We start from the raw sequence: 16,284 nt of genomic DNA, 5'->3' as shown, positions 1-16,284 counted from the left end.
CAAACTAATTAACGATAACTTGATCATAAAAGATCAAAACTATTTATGTCTTGTTTTATGCATAATGCAAAATTAGCCATTACGAATATTCCTGGGTAGCCCATGTGAAGGTCAAGGCCTTATATTATCAGAACAGCGGGGAAATTCCTGCTTCCATGCTGTTGAGAAAGTCTCACCGGCCTATGGATATTCATCTAATCGGTAAGCGGAAGATGTTCTTGTACCGATAAAACAAAAAAGCCGCTAAATAGCGACTTTAATGGGATCATGTTTTTGTCCCTCGACAACTTTGTTATTAAGTATTATCGATATCCGGTGAACATTCATCTCTCTCCACTGCTTTGATCTAAACCTTAAATTGCTCTCGCATAATACATCCACAGTGCAAAAAATACGATTAAAACAAATAATAAGCAAGTTAGTAAGGTGTAGAATATCAAGGGATTAAAGAAACCGGCGATCACGGAGGCAACGCCCAGACTAATGAGAATGATTGCTGTGCTGAGTGTGCCGGCTCTCTGGAGTATCATTACACTCCGCTCGTCATTCTCCTCAATATACTGCTTCTTCAGCTCGGCTTCATTAATACTGGCTTTTATATACCTGACGAGGAAAAAAGCGACGGCCACTTCAACCCCGATAAAAGCGCCTGTGTGAAATCCCTTAATAAAACTAGGTAAATCGGGTAGTCCACCTCGGTAAAATATAAGTCCTACATAGATCAATAGGGTAGCAGCGGCTACTAGTGACAGTACGTTTTTACGAGTTTTTACTTTAATCTTGTACTTGTCCATTTACATTTCCTCCACTTCGCTGAAATCAAAAACATCTTCAATGGCGAGTCCAAAAAAATTGGCAATTTTGTAAGCAAGAATAAGGGAAGCCGTATACTTTCCCCTTTCAAGAGAGGTGATGGTTTGCCGGGTAACACCAACAATTCGTCCCAGCTCTTCCTGTGACAGCTTATGCTGCTTACGCAGTTCTGCAATTTTTGTCTTCAAGTGATCACGTCCTTGCAATGTTTACTTTGCATTTTTAGCATAGTTCACTTTGCATTATGTGTCAAGTTAACTTTGCATTATTATTTGGCTCTGAATGCAAACCAAGCCAAGCCCCTCTTTGTAAAAGGAGGGGCTTGGCTTGGTTGATTTTGTTTATATAAGATGCCAGAAGAGTGTACTTTAACAGAGCAAATGGTTGAAGCGCTTGGTGTTACCCCTATAGAAACGTATGTAGGCCGTGACTTAATGTTTGTATTGGAAAGTGAATAAGCGGTTCAAACCGCTACACCTGATCTCTGGAACCTTAGATGGTATACTCTTACACTATTAATTCGGGTAACGGTGCCACTTATCATCTCCCATTATTCTATCAACAATATGATGGGCTTCCCAAACAGCCGCAATCTCTAATCCTTCGCTTTCTTCGCTATTAGAAGGTCTAATCTCTCCCATATGATAAATCAAATATTCTCCTGATATCTTATCAATGATACAGGCAGGTGGGGGCCAAGCCTCTTCTTCATCCGGGAATGGACGATTCTCAATGACCGGCCAATCGCCTGATTTCAGTACATCATCATATACACCCACGATAAATTGGTATTCCTCTTCTTGAGGTATCTCTTCTATCGTGTCACTTATCACATTATAGATTGCAATGCTGGCATCTTTAAGCCTTCTCCCAAAGGCAAACTTAGCGTTAGGCAGAGGTATAGCGTAGATATCACCCAATTTTATTCGTTTACGTCTCGTATTTTTCATGGTTTTCCAAACTCCTTCGTTGAGGTTTTAAGTTAGTATTTTTCAAGTTCTGTCTTTAAATCCTCAATTAGTATATCGACTTCTAATACAGCAGAATCAGCATTATTTAAGAATATTGAAGGTTTTAAACCCTCTTTTTTTAAATTGGGTAGAAAATCGTCTATGAACTCGTACAAATCCATACTTTTACTTGAGTAAATTTCCCAACCATCAGTTGCACAATGTTCCGCGAATTCTTTCTTAGGCCAAAATGGAAGTAATTTATTACCTTCATCATCTTCAGTAACTGACCAACCATTCTCATAAAGCCCCCACACTTCTTCTGAATCTACTACTTTTTTGATGAAGTATTCATAACGAATATTTGCAGGGAGATTGATGACTGATTCAAATTCTTTCTGATTCATATTTCCTCCTAATGATGTTGTCCTTCGACAAGAGTTGCAGCCGAAGAACTGAATTATCGAGTCTAAATTTAAACGACCGATTCCCAGGTAGAAATATTGGGAATCGGTCGTAATCCTATTTTTGAGTATGAGATTTCAGGTTCTTCGGTTTGGCCAGTATCTGTTCCATCTGATCTTCATTCGCTATATCCGAAATCGCAAATTACTGTTCTTTATACACGCGTACATAATCCACTTGCATCGTCGCCGGGATATCGGAGGCGTTCGGGGTACGGCCGCCGTCAAAGTTTCCGCCGATTGCCAAGTTCATAATGAGGTAGAACGGCTCATCAAAAGGTGCATTCGGATTATTCGGTGCAGCTGCGGAATACCACTGCTCGTTAGTGACTTTATAGTAAAACTTGCCGTCTACATACCATTTAATATTGTCCTCTTCCCAGACTACCGAATATACATGATAATCATTGGCAAAAGTTTGCCCCGCCGGGAAGTGATAATCGCCGCCCGAATACTGGTTCCCGGGCCATTGTCCACCAAAGTGTATGGTACCGCTTACTGATCCAGGCAGACGGCCTCTCGCTTCCATAACATCAATTTCGCCTGATGCAGCCCAAGTGCCGTATACTGAATCTTTTGGAAGCATCCACAGTGCTGGCCATACCCCATCACCTGTAGGAAGCTTGGCACGAAAATCGACTCTGCCGTATTTCAAGGACAGCTTATCCTTGGTGTTAATCTTTCCCGAAGAATACTGTGCATACCGATTCGGGTCTTGTGGGAAAGATTTGCTGTCGTTCATGGCTTTGATATTCAGCTTCCCGTCCTGTACATAAACATTTTGAGTGCTGTTTGTGTAGTGCTGCAGTTCTGCATTTCCCCATCCCCAAGTACCGGGATCGTTATTGAGATAATATCCTGTTTCATAGTTCCATTTATTTGTATCCAGCGTAGTTCCATTGAATTCATCCTGCCAAATGAGGTTCATGCCCGCGATTGCCGGGTCGGTTGGCGTTCCGATTGAGATATCCTCTTGATCGGATACATCCGGACGCGGAGCATTTGGATTGCCGATGAAGGTATAGTTGACGAAGTTGTTGCCAATATTTCCACCCGCCTGTCCGTTCAGCGGATATCCGATACGGATCTGCATATTTTCTTGGATTGGCTGGAACCAAAGACCATAGATATAATCGGCCCAGTAACCCCACTGATTGGCATCGGACATATTGTTATACCCATTAGCGGAGTATGCAAATTTGCTCTGGCTGGAGTTACTCAAATCCACCCATTGCCCATTCATGTTAATTTGGTATACAAAATTGCCCAGTTCCTTGGCGATTGGCGCGCCTCCATCAATTTTGGGAAGCGGAACCCCTATGGAACCATTCGCATCTGCTGTGAAGGTTGTTCCTTCGTATGGCGTAATGACATATGAATTTCTTGTAGGTTCATTAAACGTAATGGTATAAACAAGGTTAGTTGAAGAAGTCTTTGATTCCAATTTGACATTGATCGACTCCGTTACGTTAAACCAGTAACCTCCTCCACCGTCGGTGAATTGGCCAAAGTTGTGATCGTAGATCCATCCGCTGGCTGCGTTATTGTCAATATCAATCCAGGTGTTGCTGTTTACAGGTTTGACATACACCTTCAAATCATCCGCAACAGCTTCATAAGTGACCGCAGGATTATTGTTGAACGTTGGATATGTAAAGCCTGCACCGCCTGTGAAACTTGCTGTGATTTGTGGACCTTGTGTTGGATTCATCGCGGTGATCGTTGTTTTGTTGATGTTTTGGAATACAAGTTGATACTCCAGCTTAACACCATTCGCTTTGGAGTACAGTTGAATCTCAGTTGTTGCGGAGAGGGTGAACCAATAACCATTGAAGCCGCCATCGCTCCAGTGCCCCCAGTTTTGGTTATAGATATAACCGCCTGCCTGGTCGATATCAACCCAGTTGTTGCCCACTTTTACATTCACGCCGACATCACTGTGAACATCATTCCATGTCGCGGAGCCTCCATTGAACTTAGGCATAACAAATCCGTAGCTGGCCTTGCCAACCCCTGATTTTGAAATAACAGGCCCGTCTGCTGGTGAGAAGTACTCCATTGAGGTTACGGTAGTTCCCGCTGCCTGAACCTTTGAAGCTGGCAGTATGCCAATACTAGTCAGCATCACAACCACAAGGAACATACCGAGTACCTTTTTCATAAACCGTTTCGCCGCAAAGTGAGATGGTTTCATGATAGTCCTCCTTTAATAAAATATTAGCTTCTCCCAATCCATGCGCATTAAGGAAATCGCTTACATGAAGGGGTATCTTTATTCTATCGAATAGATTAATTCGCTGAAAAGGTACAATTGTTTTTGTGGTATCCCATTTTTTTTGGCTTTTGATTCATTCTGCCTTCTGCCGCATCATCTGTCGGTACTCTGTGGGTTGGATCTGCATCGCAAGTCGGAACGCGCGTGTAAAGCTTTTATAGCTTTCATAGCCAACCATAGCAGCCACCTCCACAATTTTATGATCGGTTTCGGCGAGAAGCCGCCGCGCTTTATCCAGACGCACATCTCGTAGGTATTCAGCAAAACCTTTACCAATATTCTTCTTAAACAGATTTGAAAAATAAGCATAATTAAGCGATACATGATTGGATACCATCGCGAGGTCCAGTGGTTTGTGGTAACTCTCGTGTATAAAACGAATGGCTTCATTTAGATCCTGCGAATGGCGATAGCTGCACTTATAGTCATAATATAACTGATTCAGCCGAAGCAGCTGCTGTTGCAGTGCTTGTAGATACTCACGTATCCCTTGATAATCAAAGAGATTACGCAAGGATTCAAGATCCAGCACTTCTTCCCCCATATAAGGGTGGATAACTCGTTGGTATTCCTCCATCATCTGAACGGTGGCGGCGCAGAGCTGTTGGGTATAGCGAATAGGATAACGTTGCAGCACCTTTTTGTGAAATATTGCAGAAATACCCTGAGTAATTGTTCCGCTGTTATCTGTTCCAATCGACTGGAACAGTTCATATAAGTCTTCATAGGGCAGTTGCCACTGCTGTTCCATATGCTCAATATGTGCTGGGGAGATACTGTACTGATCAGGAAACAGGTAACTGTGGCGATAGAGCTCAAGCACTTGGTTATAGCTGTCGGGTAGTTCTTTTAACCCCTGCATCGGGTTAGTCATGGCCGTTATGGCATCGATCTTTGCTTCCTTGAGCGCTGCTGGCAAAACACTTGGATCTATGGACGCATCCACCGCAAGGATCAGGTATGGGCGATGTTGCAGGCAAATACAACCTTGTCTGCCAAACACACGACAAGCAATGGCTTCCATACTATGAGCGCTGCTGGCTCCGGGCTGGTTCATGTAAACTTCTTCCCGCAGCAGGGCTAGGCGATAATTACGCCATAACGCATCATTTTGTTCCTCAATCTGAAGGATCCATGCGTCATCACTTAACGCACCTTGCATAAACATTCTTAATTCTTTACGATCGGTCTCTTGGGCGAGGCGGGATACACGCTGCATATTATGCGTAAGTGCCTGCCGTGTCTGGATCTCTTGCCATACATGCTCCAGGGAATGTTGCAGATCCTCTCGCTTCAAAGGTTTGAGCAAGTAACCCTTTGCACCAAGCCCGATAGCTTGTTGGGCATATGTAAAATCACTATAACCGCTGATAATGAGGTATTCCACATCCATGTATTCCTCTTTGGTTTGAGCCATGAGCGTCAACCCATCCATATCGGGCATCATAATATCGGTAATAACGATGTGAATGCAATGCTGCCGCAATAGGGACAGCGCCTCAATCCCACTCGCGGCACAGTATACGTTGTTCAGCTCCAGAGGAAATTGATGCAGCATGGCTTGCAGGCCGTCACGAATGTGTTTTTGATCGTCCACAATCAGGATATTAATCATGCTCTACCACCCTCCAAGATTTACATTTTCCCAAGGCAAGCGTATCGTTACGCAGGTATATGCACCTTGCACACTATCAATCCAAAGACCGCAATTCTTGCCATAATGAAGCTGCAATCGCTTATTCACGTTTTCCAAACCAAGTCCGCTCCTGCTAGTAACCATCGGTGTATCCGATTCGCTCCGCAGTAATGCCTGAAGACGGTGTAACATTTCAGGCTCTAACCCCTTTCCGTCATCTCTTATGTTAATGAAAAGCAGACTGTCATTCTCCACAGAAAAGGTAATCTCTATAGTTACCCTGCCGCCTGAAGGTGCCCCGTGATGAACTACATTTTCAACGATAGGCTGCATACACATCTTGGGAATGGCGTAGCGAAGTATCTCCGGAGGAAGATCCGCCGTCATAACGATACTGCCGCCTTCCATAAAGTTGATAAATTCAATATAACTTTGGATATTGGCAAGCTCCTCACGAAAAGCAACGGTATCGCTGCGCCACTGCATGCTGTAACGTAGCTGGGAGCCCAACGACACCAATGAATTAGCTATAGCAGGCTGCCTCTGTACCTCTGCCTCCATACGGATCGATTCCAGGGCGTTATATAAAAAATGAGAATTAATCTGCGAATGTAGGGAATGCAACTGTGCGTTTTTGGCAATTAACTGCTTATCCACGACCTGTGTCATTAGACGTTTGACCTCATGTAACATTTTATTGTAATTCACCGCCACCTCATCGATTTCATCCCCTCTTTCGTTCTCATCAAGGCCTATATCAATCATTGCATCCAGCTCGCCTTTCCCTACCTGACGCATAGATACCAGTACGCTGTCCAACCGCCGGAAAATACGCCGCGTCGTTTGGGATACGAGTAACATAATGAGCAACAATACACATAATGTAATCATTACCACAAATGCATACCAACTGCGCGGCCCTTTCATCAATGCCTGATGGGAAGCAATCTCGACCACATAAGTGTTCAACGGAGCGATGTATCGATACAATGCATAGAAGCTCTGATCTCCCACCTTAACCTGAAGCGGGCTTTCCTGCGGCACTATATCCAGCTGGTGATGAATACTGCCAAGGATCTCCTCCATCCCCTGCCCGTACTTCTCAGAAAACTCATGCTGGGGATTGTAAACATATTGGGGAGGATCGCTTGCGTTCATCAACACCGAAAAGAAGTCCCCCTTGCTCTCCTGGAGCAGGTCGCTGAAAAACATGCTGTGCGGGGCTCGCACTTCCATAATACTAGGGCGTTTTTGCTCCTGCCCTTGAAGGCGAACCAGACGATAGTAGGATAATGTGTGTTCACCATCCCTAAAAGAAAATAAACGGTAAGCCGCACCACCTTCGTCCCGAAGCTTTACCCAGTAATCCTGCGGCCAAAATTTCTTATAATGATAGATTTCAGGCCAGATTTCATACAAGTTTGGGTTATCAACGTAAAAGCTAAGCTCACTGATCATCGCATTGCTTTGAATGATATTAAGCATTTGCTCAAACTGGTTCTGCTTAAACTTCACCAGACGCAGTCCATCCACAAGCATATTGGAATGAATAAAATCCACAAATGACTTTTGAGTAAGGGCTGTATTGGAAGCGTTCTCAATCATATCCATTCTTCTGCGCAATTGTTCATTCAGCCATGAAACGTGGCTGTTGCCCGTTGCCATAGCGTCCTTATATAGCTGGGTTTCTTGCATGCGGATATACACAAAGGATATCAAGATAACAGGTATGGCAATCATCAGGCTAAATGCCAGAAACAGCTTTTGGGATATACTGGCATTGCGATAAAGCTTCCTCAATCTCGTTAGTGGGTATTTCATTCTGATGTATTCACCACCTTCTTTATACCATATATTACTAGTTAGCTGATCGTTAACAATGTAGTAGGAATGGTTATCTGGCTATCTTGGCTTTCCGCAGTTCCAGTTCAGCCTGGCGATATTCCATCACCTGGTTAAAGCCGTAGTTCACACGACGTATCAGAAAATTCTCAAAAATTTTGTCAAAGGCAGCTTCATCCTTCGCTGTAAGCAGTTCTGGCAGCACTTCTTCCCAATTCTGAGAAATACGTGACCAGGCTAACGCTATATCGGAATCCCCTATAGGATCTAGTCCCTTATAGATGCCGCTGTCCAGATCGGCCTGTTGGTTGGCGAACTCCTCCATTTGCTTAATGGATGGGGCATTCTCTGGTCTCCACTTGTTAACGAAAGCAGGGTTTCGCAGCATCCAGTAGGTATCCATAATGCCATATTCCTTTTCCAGCCGCTCCCTATCCGTGTCATGCAACTGAAGCATTGCCGCCGTCAACTGTGGTTTGCCGTTCTTCATCGCCCAGGTTTCACCTTCTATGCCCAAAAATAAATCCCTTTGGCCTTCTTCGCTGGCCAGATAGGTCAAAAATCGGATGGCCCGTTCAGGGTTTTCCGTGGATCTGCTAATCATCGTAACCATCCAGCCATCCATGCTGCCAGGAAACAGTTTGGCGGATTCTCCCCTGCTGCTCCGGGGTCCATCTACAGCAATATAGTATGAACTCTGATTCGTAATGACTTCCAATTTCGAATTAAGGTCTTCTATGTCTGTCCATTCCCGAATCATCATAAAATATTGGGCTTGGTTGGTTTTTTCCTGCACCTGTGCACTGGAGTCGACCAGAAAATCAACATTAATCAGGCCCTGCTCGTAAGCGATACGAAATGTTTTCAGCCACTCAATATAATCCGGATCTGTCATTCGGTCGTATACTTTACCGTTCTGTTCATGGGGGATCGCAAGCAGATTTTGCAAATATTCGGTCATCCCATAGGATGCATTCCCCTGTGCCCAGAACGGACTGATCAGCTTGCCTTTATAAACAGAATATTGATTCTTCAGCAATTGCAATGCATTTAGAAAACCTTTTGGTGTGGTAAGGTCCGGTTTGCCCATCGACTCATACAGATCTTTACGTACGAGAAAGGTTTGGTTCGCTCCCGTCAAGCCGGTTGAACGCATCTGTTCGGGACTGTACGCATCATTGGGGATGACATAGGTATGGCCGTCTTCCTGCCGATACCATTGCAGAGCATCATCACCTGCTACCTTGTAAAAGTAAGGATCATACTTGTTGGCTAGCTCATCCAGGGCATAGATGAGATTACTCTCCCGAAGTTTGTTAACCGCACTCTCCCAGGAGCCGATGGTTATCAGATCCGGCAGACTACCGGTCGTCAACATCCGTGATAACATCTCGCTTGGTTCACCAGTTGATACTTCAAATTCGATATTGACCCCTGTTTTTTGGGTGACATATTTGGAAGTCAGGCTCTCACCCCAAGTTTGCCCGTACCATTCAGCTCCAACGAACCACGTTAGATTCACGGGGGTGGTATCCAGCTTCCATGACGGTTCTTCCAGATTCAGATTAAGGCTCTGTATCTGCTCCGTGAAGTCAACCTTTGTCGAAGCACGCCTATCTTCCGATTGCTCTGACTCAGAACAAGCAGTCAAGCCTGACATCAGACACATCATCAATAAGGCTATAATAAAAGGACTTCGAAACATGAACACCTAAGTGCCTCCTTCCTATACTGGCGATCTCCAATCCCCATCTGCATCAGCATTCATACTAGTGGTGGTACAACCGATTTTACTACCCTTGGATTAAAATGGAAATGGTTTAATGGTCGATTCGCAGATGATCCGCAACATTCCCCCTAACGAAACATAACTTGTAATAAATCAATGGAAGGGAGACCAATTCGTGTATTTAATCTGGATACTTATTGTCGGTGGGCTAATTGGCTGGTTAAGCGGAAATCTGATTGGACGAGACGTGCCGGGAGGCGTACTCGGCAATATCATTGCTGGCTTTGTTGGATCGTGGTTAGGGTATGAACTGTTGGGACCGAGGGGGCCGGTGGTGGGTGGATTTCATATCATACCCGCGATCGTCGGGTCGATCATTGCTCTCTTGATTTTCTATGCTCTGGCGCGCGGTGGAGCGTTCCGAAGACGTTAAAAGGCGGAGACGACAAGTTTTTAACCAATTGATTGGGTATTGAAGTAAAGCTTCTTTCGCCACCGTTGCATAATCTTCTTCATAAAGTGTAGTTTCCACCCGGTAGTCGAATAAAGCCGCCGATCCTGTTGATCGGCGGCCTCCTTTGGTTTTATGGAAATTAGAATCCACCTCTAGAATGAATGATTTGTCCGGTGATCCATTGAGAATCGTCGCTTGCCAGAAAAGCAATCAGACGGGACACATCTTCAGGAAGACCGATACGGCCCATTGGAAATCCCGGTAGCAAAGCTTTTTTCACTTCTTCCGACATCCAACCCGTATCGGTAGGCCCGGGATCAACCGCATTCACAGTAATGTGAAACGGAGCCAGTTCAGCAGATAGACATTCGGTAAAGGTGGAGACAGCGCCTTTTGTTGCGGCATAAGCGAGATTGCCAGGCATCGGCCCCTTACCTTGACCAGACGTGAGGTTGATGATCCGGCCGCCGCAAAGGACCTGACGGCCGGCCAGTTCAACCTCCAGCATACGCGCAAATTCGGCCGATAGCATGAACGTACCTCGAATGTTCATGGCGCAGTGCGCATCGATCAATGATGCATTTAATTGACGGAAATCAGCTGCTACACTGTAGGTAGCGTTGTTGACGAGAATGGTCGGCAGCCCGAGAGCCGATCGGCATGCATCAAGCAGTTGCGCTGGAGAATTGGGATCGGTAAGATCGACCTCCATATGCGCTGCCTTAACGCCATAGGAGCGAAGTTCTTCGGCAAAGAGATCCGGCCAGTTTTTGTCGGCATCCCCCGGATTCTCTGTTTTATCGTAATCGTACAGATGGGTATAGAACACATTAGCGCCTTCTTGTGCCAACGTGCGGCAGACAGCGGTTCCAATACCTCCGGGGCGGCTTGTGCCTGTCACAATAGCGGTTTTTCCGTATAGTTTGGTCATTTTATTACCTCCGTTTAATAAGGGAGGGAGAAAACCATTTTTCATTGGAGATGGAATTATCCTAGGTATAACAAAAAGCGGATACATCAAGTATCCGCGCCCGGGTTTGATTCAAACGGTTCCTCGCGTCCCTTGAATGATTGCGGATCGGCATCACAAACCAGGCGTGTGGTTATAACCAAAACACCAAGTCGAGCGATCCAGTTTAGATAACCATTACAAGGAAGTCCACATTGTCCGGCGAGTCCCCTTTCCTACATCTCCACTTTAAATATTACGAGTCAGACTCAATTACTGTCAAGACAAATACATGGGATTACATTTCCAGTGAAAATGGTTGGGTGGTCAAGCATCCTGCTAACCTGCAGACTGTTCACTTTTTTGAATGTAACTTTATATTCGATTTTTACAACTTCAATTCATATCGTATATCAGGTAAATTCTCTTCATTTTCTTGTCCTCTACCAGTAATTTCAAATCCATTATTCTCATAAAATCTTTGGGCATTTTTATTCACTTCAAATGTATATAAAGTTAATTTTCCATTTGCTTGTGCTTTTGCTTTATTAAGCAAGGTTCGCCCTATTCCATTCCCTTGATAATCAATATGAATATAAAGTTGGCTTATCTCAGTTTCACTATAGGCAATCATTCCAACTACTTTTTCATCAATTAACGCTAAATCTATTTGATACTGTTTAGATAATATATGATTTAAAAAATATAGATGGTTTTCGAAGCTATGGGTTTCAGCCTGACCAATTGCCCGTTCCTTACTATCTCTCCACATTTTCACTGTATGTTCAGCATACTTGGGATTATAGTTAGATACTTTAATTTCAAATTTGTTCATTAATATACCGCCTTAAATAGAAAGATTTTCAAACGATGCAGTAATGACTTGAAAAATATCTTCTTGATCCAAGATTTCCGTTCCATTGTAAGTAATAATTCCTGATGAGAAATCAATGTCATCAGTGTTCTATGGCCACCAGTTACCTCTGCCTGCCAGTCTATTATATGCGTTCATTAATTCTGATCAGTAATTTCTTTAAGATTTGCTTCTCCTCGTCATTAAGGGCTTGAACGATTTCATCCTCCACTTTTTGAAATGAGTTATTGAAGTCTTCAATCAAGTCAACCGCTTTTGGTAATACATAAATATTTTTTTGCCGTTCATTATTGGCCGGGATTTTACGTTCGATGAAACCTTTTTGCTCTAGACCTTGAAGCATGCTTGTAACGCTTGCCCCACGCAGGTGAAACCGATCTGCAAGATCCTTTTGAATAATATGATTATCTTGATTCTCATAAATATAATCGATTACTTTTCCTTGTTGAGAACTTAATCCTAGCTCTTTTATACTCTCATCCGCTCTTTTCTTTAACTTAAGACCGATAATTTGAAACAAATCCATATAAGGTGTATCTTCTCGGGAATGCATGACCGTCCATCGTCCCCTCTGTAATTGTTAGGAATCTAATTGTAAGTAGCTAAAATATACAGTGATCCCAGTAGGCTTGTCAAACAAAAGTTAGACTATTGACTGTTAGGTATCTAACAGTTATACTCCGAAGTGTTGAAACACAAACACATTAGGAGGAGTTATGATGGAGAAATTAAATCAGAATGCTGGGTCAGAAGGAATTACGGCGATTACAAATGTACGAATCTTTGATGGATATCAAATTATTGTTCCCAGACATATTGTCATTAAAGGGGTATCCATTATTTCAGTGGGCGGAGACATCCCAAGCGATGCAACAATTATCGATGGAGAAAATGCGACATTAATGCCTGGTCTGATTGATGCACATGTCCATACCTCCATTGGTGGATTACGAGATGCCTTAAAATTCGGTGTTACAACAGAACTCGAAATGAACGGCGATTTTACGAAAAGAGGGCGCGAAATTCAGCTAAAAAATGTGGATGACATAGCAGACGTCCGATCTGCTGGGACAGCGATTACCGCTCCTGGTGGGCACCCAGATGAATTACTGCCTGATGGAGATGAAATACCTGAATTCGTATTAAAGGAACTAGAGAAGTTATCGGAGGAAGACCGGGAAGCAATGTTAGCCGCCTACGCTCACGATCACGACGAAATACCTCAAGTGACGACGGTTGATGAAGCGATCAAACATGTGCATACCCAGGTGGAGAATGGATCTGACTATATTAAGATCATGATTGAAGAGGGAACGGTTATGGGTGCACCTGGCCTGCCTGTTCTAAGTGATGAGATTCTAAAAACAGCCGTTACTGAAGCCCACAAGTTCGATAAGTTGGTCATTGCCCACGTTTTGACGGCTCTTTCATCGAAAGCTGCCATCGATTTTGGAGTCGACGGTTTGGGCCACTTGTTTATCGACAGACCCGAGTACACGTCCGAATTGGTTAAATCCATAGCTGATTCTGGAGCTTTTGTTACACCGTGCTTGGTGTTGAATTCATCAATTATAGGTAATCCGGCATCAGAATTGGCTAATGATCCACGAGTTCATTCCAAATTAAGTCCGGATTGGATCGATATCTTGAACTCAAGCTTCAATACGTTCCCACAAGGCAATATGGAGAACAGCTTTAAAAATGTGATGGATCTTCACCGTGCCGGAGTTGATATTCTTGTAGGGACGGATGTCGCACCGGTTCCTGTTCCGAACCTTGGTGGCCTTGCTCATGGGGCTAGTGTTCACCACGAAATGCAGTTGCTGGTGAAGGCTGGGTTCACTCCGATCGAAGCTCTTCAGTCGGCTACTTCCAAACCGGCCCGTTGCTTTGGTCTACATGATCGTGGCCGGATTACCGAAGGTGCACGTGCTGATCTTATTCTCATAAACGGTGATCCGATCACTAATATTTCAGATACCTTGTCAATCAAATCCGTGTGGTTCAATGGTTCGCAAAAACTAGGCTAAAACTAGTAGTTTATATTTCCTAATTGTAAAATCACTAAGAAGAGGGAGTGCAAAAATGCAGTCCCTCTTCTACTTTAATCTAATTATGCTTTTGGAATTGCCCCTATTTGTTGAAGCAAGCCAAGCATATCAGGTTGACCATACTCTTCAATAATTTGGCCATTGGAGATCCGATAAAAATTCATTGCATTTACTTCGATTTTTTTGCTCGTTGGTGGAAACCCGAGAAACTCTCCGTCTTGTGTGCCCTTCATGACAAAATGAGCTGCTATTAGATCCTCTTCTGCTACTAGCTCCTTAACAGTCCACTGTATATCGGAAAAACCAGATCTCATCATATGAATTATGGAGAGATAACCACTGGGACCATTCATTGGTTCTTTTTGCATAGGTACATAAAAAACAGCATCTGGAGCAATCAATTCTTCAGCAAGCTCTTTGCTTGCCGTATTAATGAAGTTCGTGAATCGATGCATCAATTGTTTGTTTTCTGTAATCGTCATATTTAAACCCCTTTCTATTTCGTGAGCATATGCCTTCACTTAAATTTTATCTCTACTTTAGATACTTGGTAAGTAGGCACCTTAATGTTGCATAGGAACCTTTTTGTAACTATTATTTTATCTTTAGGTTGCAGAGCCAATAAACTGATCTCTAAATGCTGTCTCCAAGAATTCAAGAACGTTAACATATGATTCAAAAAATAGTCACTCAGTTGTATCCATAAACTATTTTGCGAACTCCCTCCTCCTTTCATTCATTTTCATTTGATTTTTCATAGACAGAATTATAATATAAGCAATGTATTGTTTTGAAAGTAGGCGCCTTTTTGTTATATAGGAACCTAATAGTAACTATTGGAGGCGATAATACAGTGATTTCAAAAAAAGAGTTACCGTTGTGTCCCGTCGCAACGACAGTTGGATTGATAGGTAACAAGTGGAAGTTATTGGTTATGAGGGATCTTTTGAAGGGAACTCATCGATTCGGAGAACTTCGTAAAAGTATCCCGGAGATCAGCCAAAAGGTTCTCACTGAAAATTTACGTTCAATGGAAGAGGATGGAATTGTCATTCGTACTGTTTTTGCAGAAGTCCCTCCGAGAGTCGAATACAGCTTAAGTGATTTAGGAAATTCACTGAAGCCAATTATATTCTCTATGGAAACATGGGGACTCGGGTACCAGAAACTCAATGATGAACTTCCAAACGATATTGATCAGAGTGAATGATGTCAAATTGTTACTCCACGGTCATTTCAAAATAGAATAAATTCCTCTACATCTTCAAGTTAAGTCAATGGAGGACTCATGCGTCCTCCATTAATTCGTATGAGAGAGTTGATCTTCGAACACCAGTTTCTGCAATATTTCTATTGCATGAAGAAAAAACGGACAAGATCCTCATTAAATAATTGGCTATTTAAAATCAAAATGGATATGCATTGTTTTTGGATACATGAATAATTTCAGATGGAAACCTTGCCTTAAAATATTTTTCGACTTTCAGATGAATGCTTTTCTCGTACCATCTGTCCCAGCCGTTCGCCTCAAATAATTGTGGCATCCCTAACCGCTTAGATCTCATCCCCATTTGACCATCACCAATCAATAGCGTATCAATCCAAATTCGATCAGTTATGCCTTGTAACATGTTAGCGAAATTAGGTGAAAAAGGTAGCACAGGGGAGATAGATATTTGTGTATGTATCCCTGCATCATTTATCTTTTTCAAGGCTTTAACTCGTAAATCTATTCCAGGAGCATAGGGCGAAAAAATTCGTTTCACGTCTTCGCGATCTGTCTCGATTGTCATTGAAACCATAATTCGACATTTTCCTTTTAATTTCAGAAGTATATCAAGGTCTCTGGCAACCAGCGGGCTTCTAGTTTGAATTTGAAGTGAATCTGGTGGGTTTTTATCCATTTCTTCCAATAGGCTTCTTGTAATGTTTGCCCTCTGCTCTACAGGTTGATAAGGATCTGTGGCTGATGACATGAATATACTTATGGGTTTATTTTTACGTCTTAGAAGAGAGACTTCCTTTAGATAGTTTTCTGCTGCATTTTTCTTGACATCCACCCACGATCCCCAAGGAATATCCTTAAACTTTTGAATAGGCATTTCTCTGACATAACAGTATTCGCAAGCAAATGCACAACCCGTATAGGGATTTAGTGAATGAGTAAAACCAATATCTAGATAACCTTTTACTTCACTTAATATTTTCTTAGACACAATGTCTTTGATTTCAATTGGCATGACGCTA

16 protein-coding genes are annotated in these 16,284 nt (G+C 43.0%); 3 read left to right on the top strand and 13 right to left on the bottom strand.

The genetic code is table 11. The features are described 5' to 3' along the window. Window positions 1-353: 353 nt before the first annotated feature. From AC4E8D_RS17080 to AC4E8D_RS17045, 8 genes are all read right to left on the bottom strand, one after another. Window positions 354-794, bottom strand: coding sequence for a hypothetical protein (locus tag AC4E8D_RS17080; RefSeq protein ID WP_221821439.1), 441 nt, complete (start codon window positions 792-794; stop codon window positions 354-356). Next, a complete protein-coding gene (locus AC4E8D_RS17075; protein WP_076215179.1) occupies window positions 795-1,001 on the bottom strand; it encodes a helix-turn-helix transcriptional regulator in 207 nt (68 codons plus the stop codon). Window positions 1,002-1,328: 327 nt separating this feature from the next. After that, entirely contained in the window at window positions 1,329-1,763 is a 435-nt protein-coding gene (locus tag AC4E8D_RS17070; protein WP_221821438.1) for an Imm26 family immunity protein, read from the bottom strand. A gap of 32 nt (window positions 1,764-1,795) precedes the next feature. Continuing rightward, complete coding sequence (locus AC4E8D_RS17065) at window positions 1,796-2,170, bottom strand: DUF2750 domain-containing protein (protein WP_221821437.1); 375 nt, start codon at window positions 2,168-2,170, stop codon at window positions 1,796-1,798. A 202-nt stretch (window positions 2,171-2,372) separates the two neighbouring features. Then, complete coding sequence (locus AC4E8D_RS17060; RefSeq protein WP_260632764.1) at window positions 2,373-4,421, bottom strand: glycoside hydrolase family 16 protein; 2,049 nt, start codon at window positions 4,419-4,421, stop codon at window positions 2,373-2,375. A 154-nt stretch (window positions 4,422-4,575) separates the two neighbouring features. After that, the gene (locus AC4E8D_RS17055; protein WP_221821436.1) at window positions 4,576-6,117 is read right to left on the bottom strand and encodes a response regulator; all 1,542 of its coding nucleotides are present in this window, start codon (window positions 6,115-6,117) and stop codon (window positions 4,576-4,578) included. A 3-nt stretch (window positions 6,118-6,120) separates the two neighbouring features. After that, window positions 6,121-7,959: a sensor histidine kinase gene (locus AC4E8D_RS17050; protein WP_221821435.1), complete on the bottom strand. Its 1,839-nt coding sequence runs from the start codon at window positions 7,957-7,959 to the stop codon at window positions 6,121-6,123. 73 nt (window positions 7,960-8,032) lie between these two features. Next, window positions 8,033-9,685 (bottom strand): extracellular solute-binding protein, encoded by a 1,653-nt coding sequence (locus tag AC4E8D_RS17045; protein WP_260632799.1) that lies wholly within the window; start codon window positions 9,683-9,685, stop codon window positions 8,033-8,035. Window positions 9,686-9,884: 199 nt separating this feature from the next. On the opposite strand from AC4E8D_RS17045, the gene AC4E8D_RS17040 reads away from it, so the two are divergent. Then, window positions 9,885-10,142 carry a GlsB/YeaQ/YmgE family stress response membrane protein gene (locus AC4E8D_RS17040; protein WP_074095306.1) on the top strand — a complete coding sequence of 86 codons (258 nt, stop codon included), beginning with the start codon at window positions 9,885-9,887 and terminating at the stop codon, window positions 10,140-10,142. Window positions 10,143-10,302: 160 nt separating this feature from the next. Here AC4E8D_RS17040 and AC4E8D_RS17035 read toward each other — a convergent pair whose 3' ends face one another. The 3 genes from AC4E8D_RS17035 to AC4E8D_RS17025 all read right to left on the bottom strand — a co-directional run bounded on the left by AC4E8D_RS17035 (window position 10,303) and on the right by AC4E8D_RS17025 (window position 12,539). Next, a complete protein-coding gene (locus AC4E8D_RS17035) occupies window positions 10,303-11,094 on the bottom strand; it encodes an SDR family oxidoreductase (RefSeq protein ID WP_221821433.1) in 792 nt (263 codons plus the stop codon). Window positions 11,095-11,500: 406 nt separating this feature from the next. Next, window positions 11,501-11,947, bottom strand: coding sequence for a GNAT family N-acetyltransferase (locus AC4E8D_RS17030; RefSeq protein WP_221821432.1), 447 nt, complete (start codon window positions 11,945-11,947; stop codon window positions 11,501-11,503). Window positions 11,948-12,110: 163 nt separating this feature from the next. Further along, on the bottom strand, window positions 12,111-12,539 hold the full coding sequence (locus AC4E8D_RS17025; RefSeq protein ID WP_036673638.1) for a MarR family winged helix-turn-helix transcriptional regulator: 429 nt from the start codon (window positions 12,537-12,539) through the stop codon (window positions 12,111-12,113). Between the two features lie 166 nt (window positions 12,540-12,705). Here AC4E8D_RS17025 and AC4E8D_RS17020 point away from each other — a divergent pair, with 166 nt between their 5' ends. Next, on the top strand, window positions 12,706-14,016 hold the full coding sequence (locus AC4E8D_RS17020; RefSeq protein ID WP_221821767.1) for an amidohydrolase family protein: 1,311 nt from the start codon (window positions 12,706-12,708) through the stop codon (window positions 14,014-14,016). Window positions 14,017-14,099: 83 nt separating this feature from the next. Here the strand turns inward: AC4E8D_RS17020 and AC4E8D_RS17015 are convergent, their stop codons facing one another. Continuing rightward, window positions 14,100-14,519, bottom strand: coding sequence for an ester cyclase (locus AC4E8D_RS17015; RefSeq protein WP_221821431.1), 420 nt, complete (start codon window positions 14,517-14,519; stop codon window positions 14,100-14,102). A gap of 371 nt (window positions 14,520-14,890) precedes the next feature. On the opposite strand from AC4E8D_RS17015, the gene AC4E8D_RS17010 reads away from it, so the two are divergent. Next, on the top strand, window positions 14,891-15,247 hold the full coding sequence (locus AC4E8D_RS17010; RefSeq protein WP_221821430.1) for a winged helix-turn-helix transcriptional regulator: 357 nt from the start codon (window positions 14,891-14,893) through the stop codon (window positions 15,245-15,247). A gap of 196 nt (window positions 15,248-15,443) precedes the next feature. Here AC4E8D_RS17010 and AC4E8D_RS17005 read toward each other — a convergent pair whose 3' ends face one another. Continuing rightward, window positions 15,444-16,277 (bottom strand): SPL family radical SAM protein, encoded by an 834-nt coding sequence (locus AC4E8D_RS17005; RefSeq protein WP_221821429.1) that lies wholly within the window; start codon window positions 16,275-16,277, stop codon window positions 15,444-15,446. Window positions 16,278-16,284: the final 7 nt, after the last annotated feature.

The sequence above is a fragment of the Paenibacillus sp. SRL342 genome (genome assembly GCF_984798905.1).
Note: the sequence above shows the minus strand (reverse complement) of the source record. Positions and strands in the feature narration are given on the sequence as shown.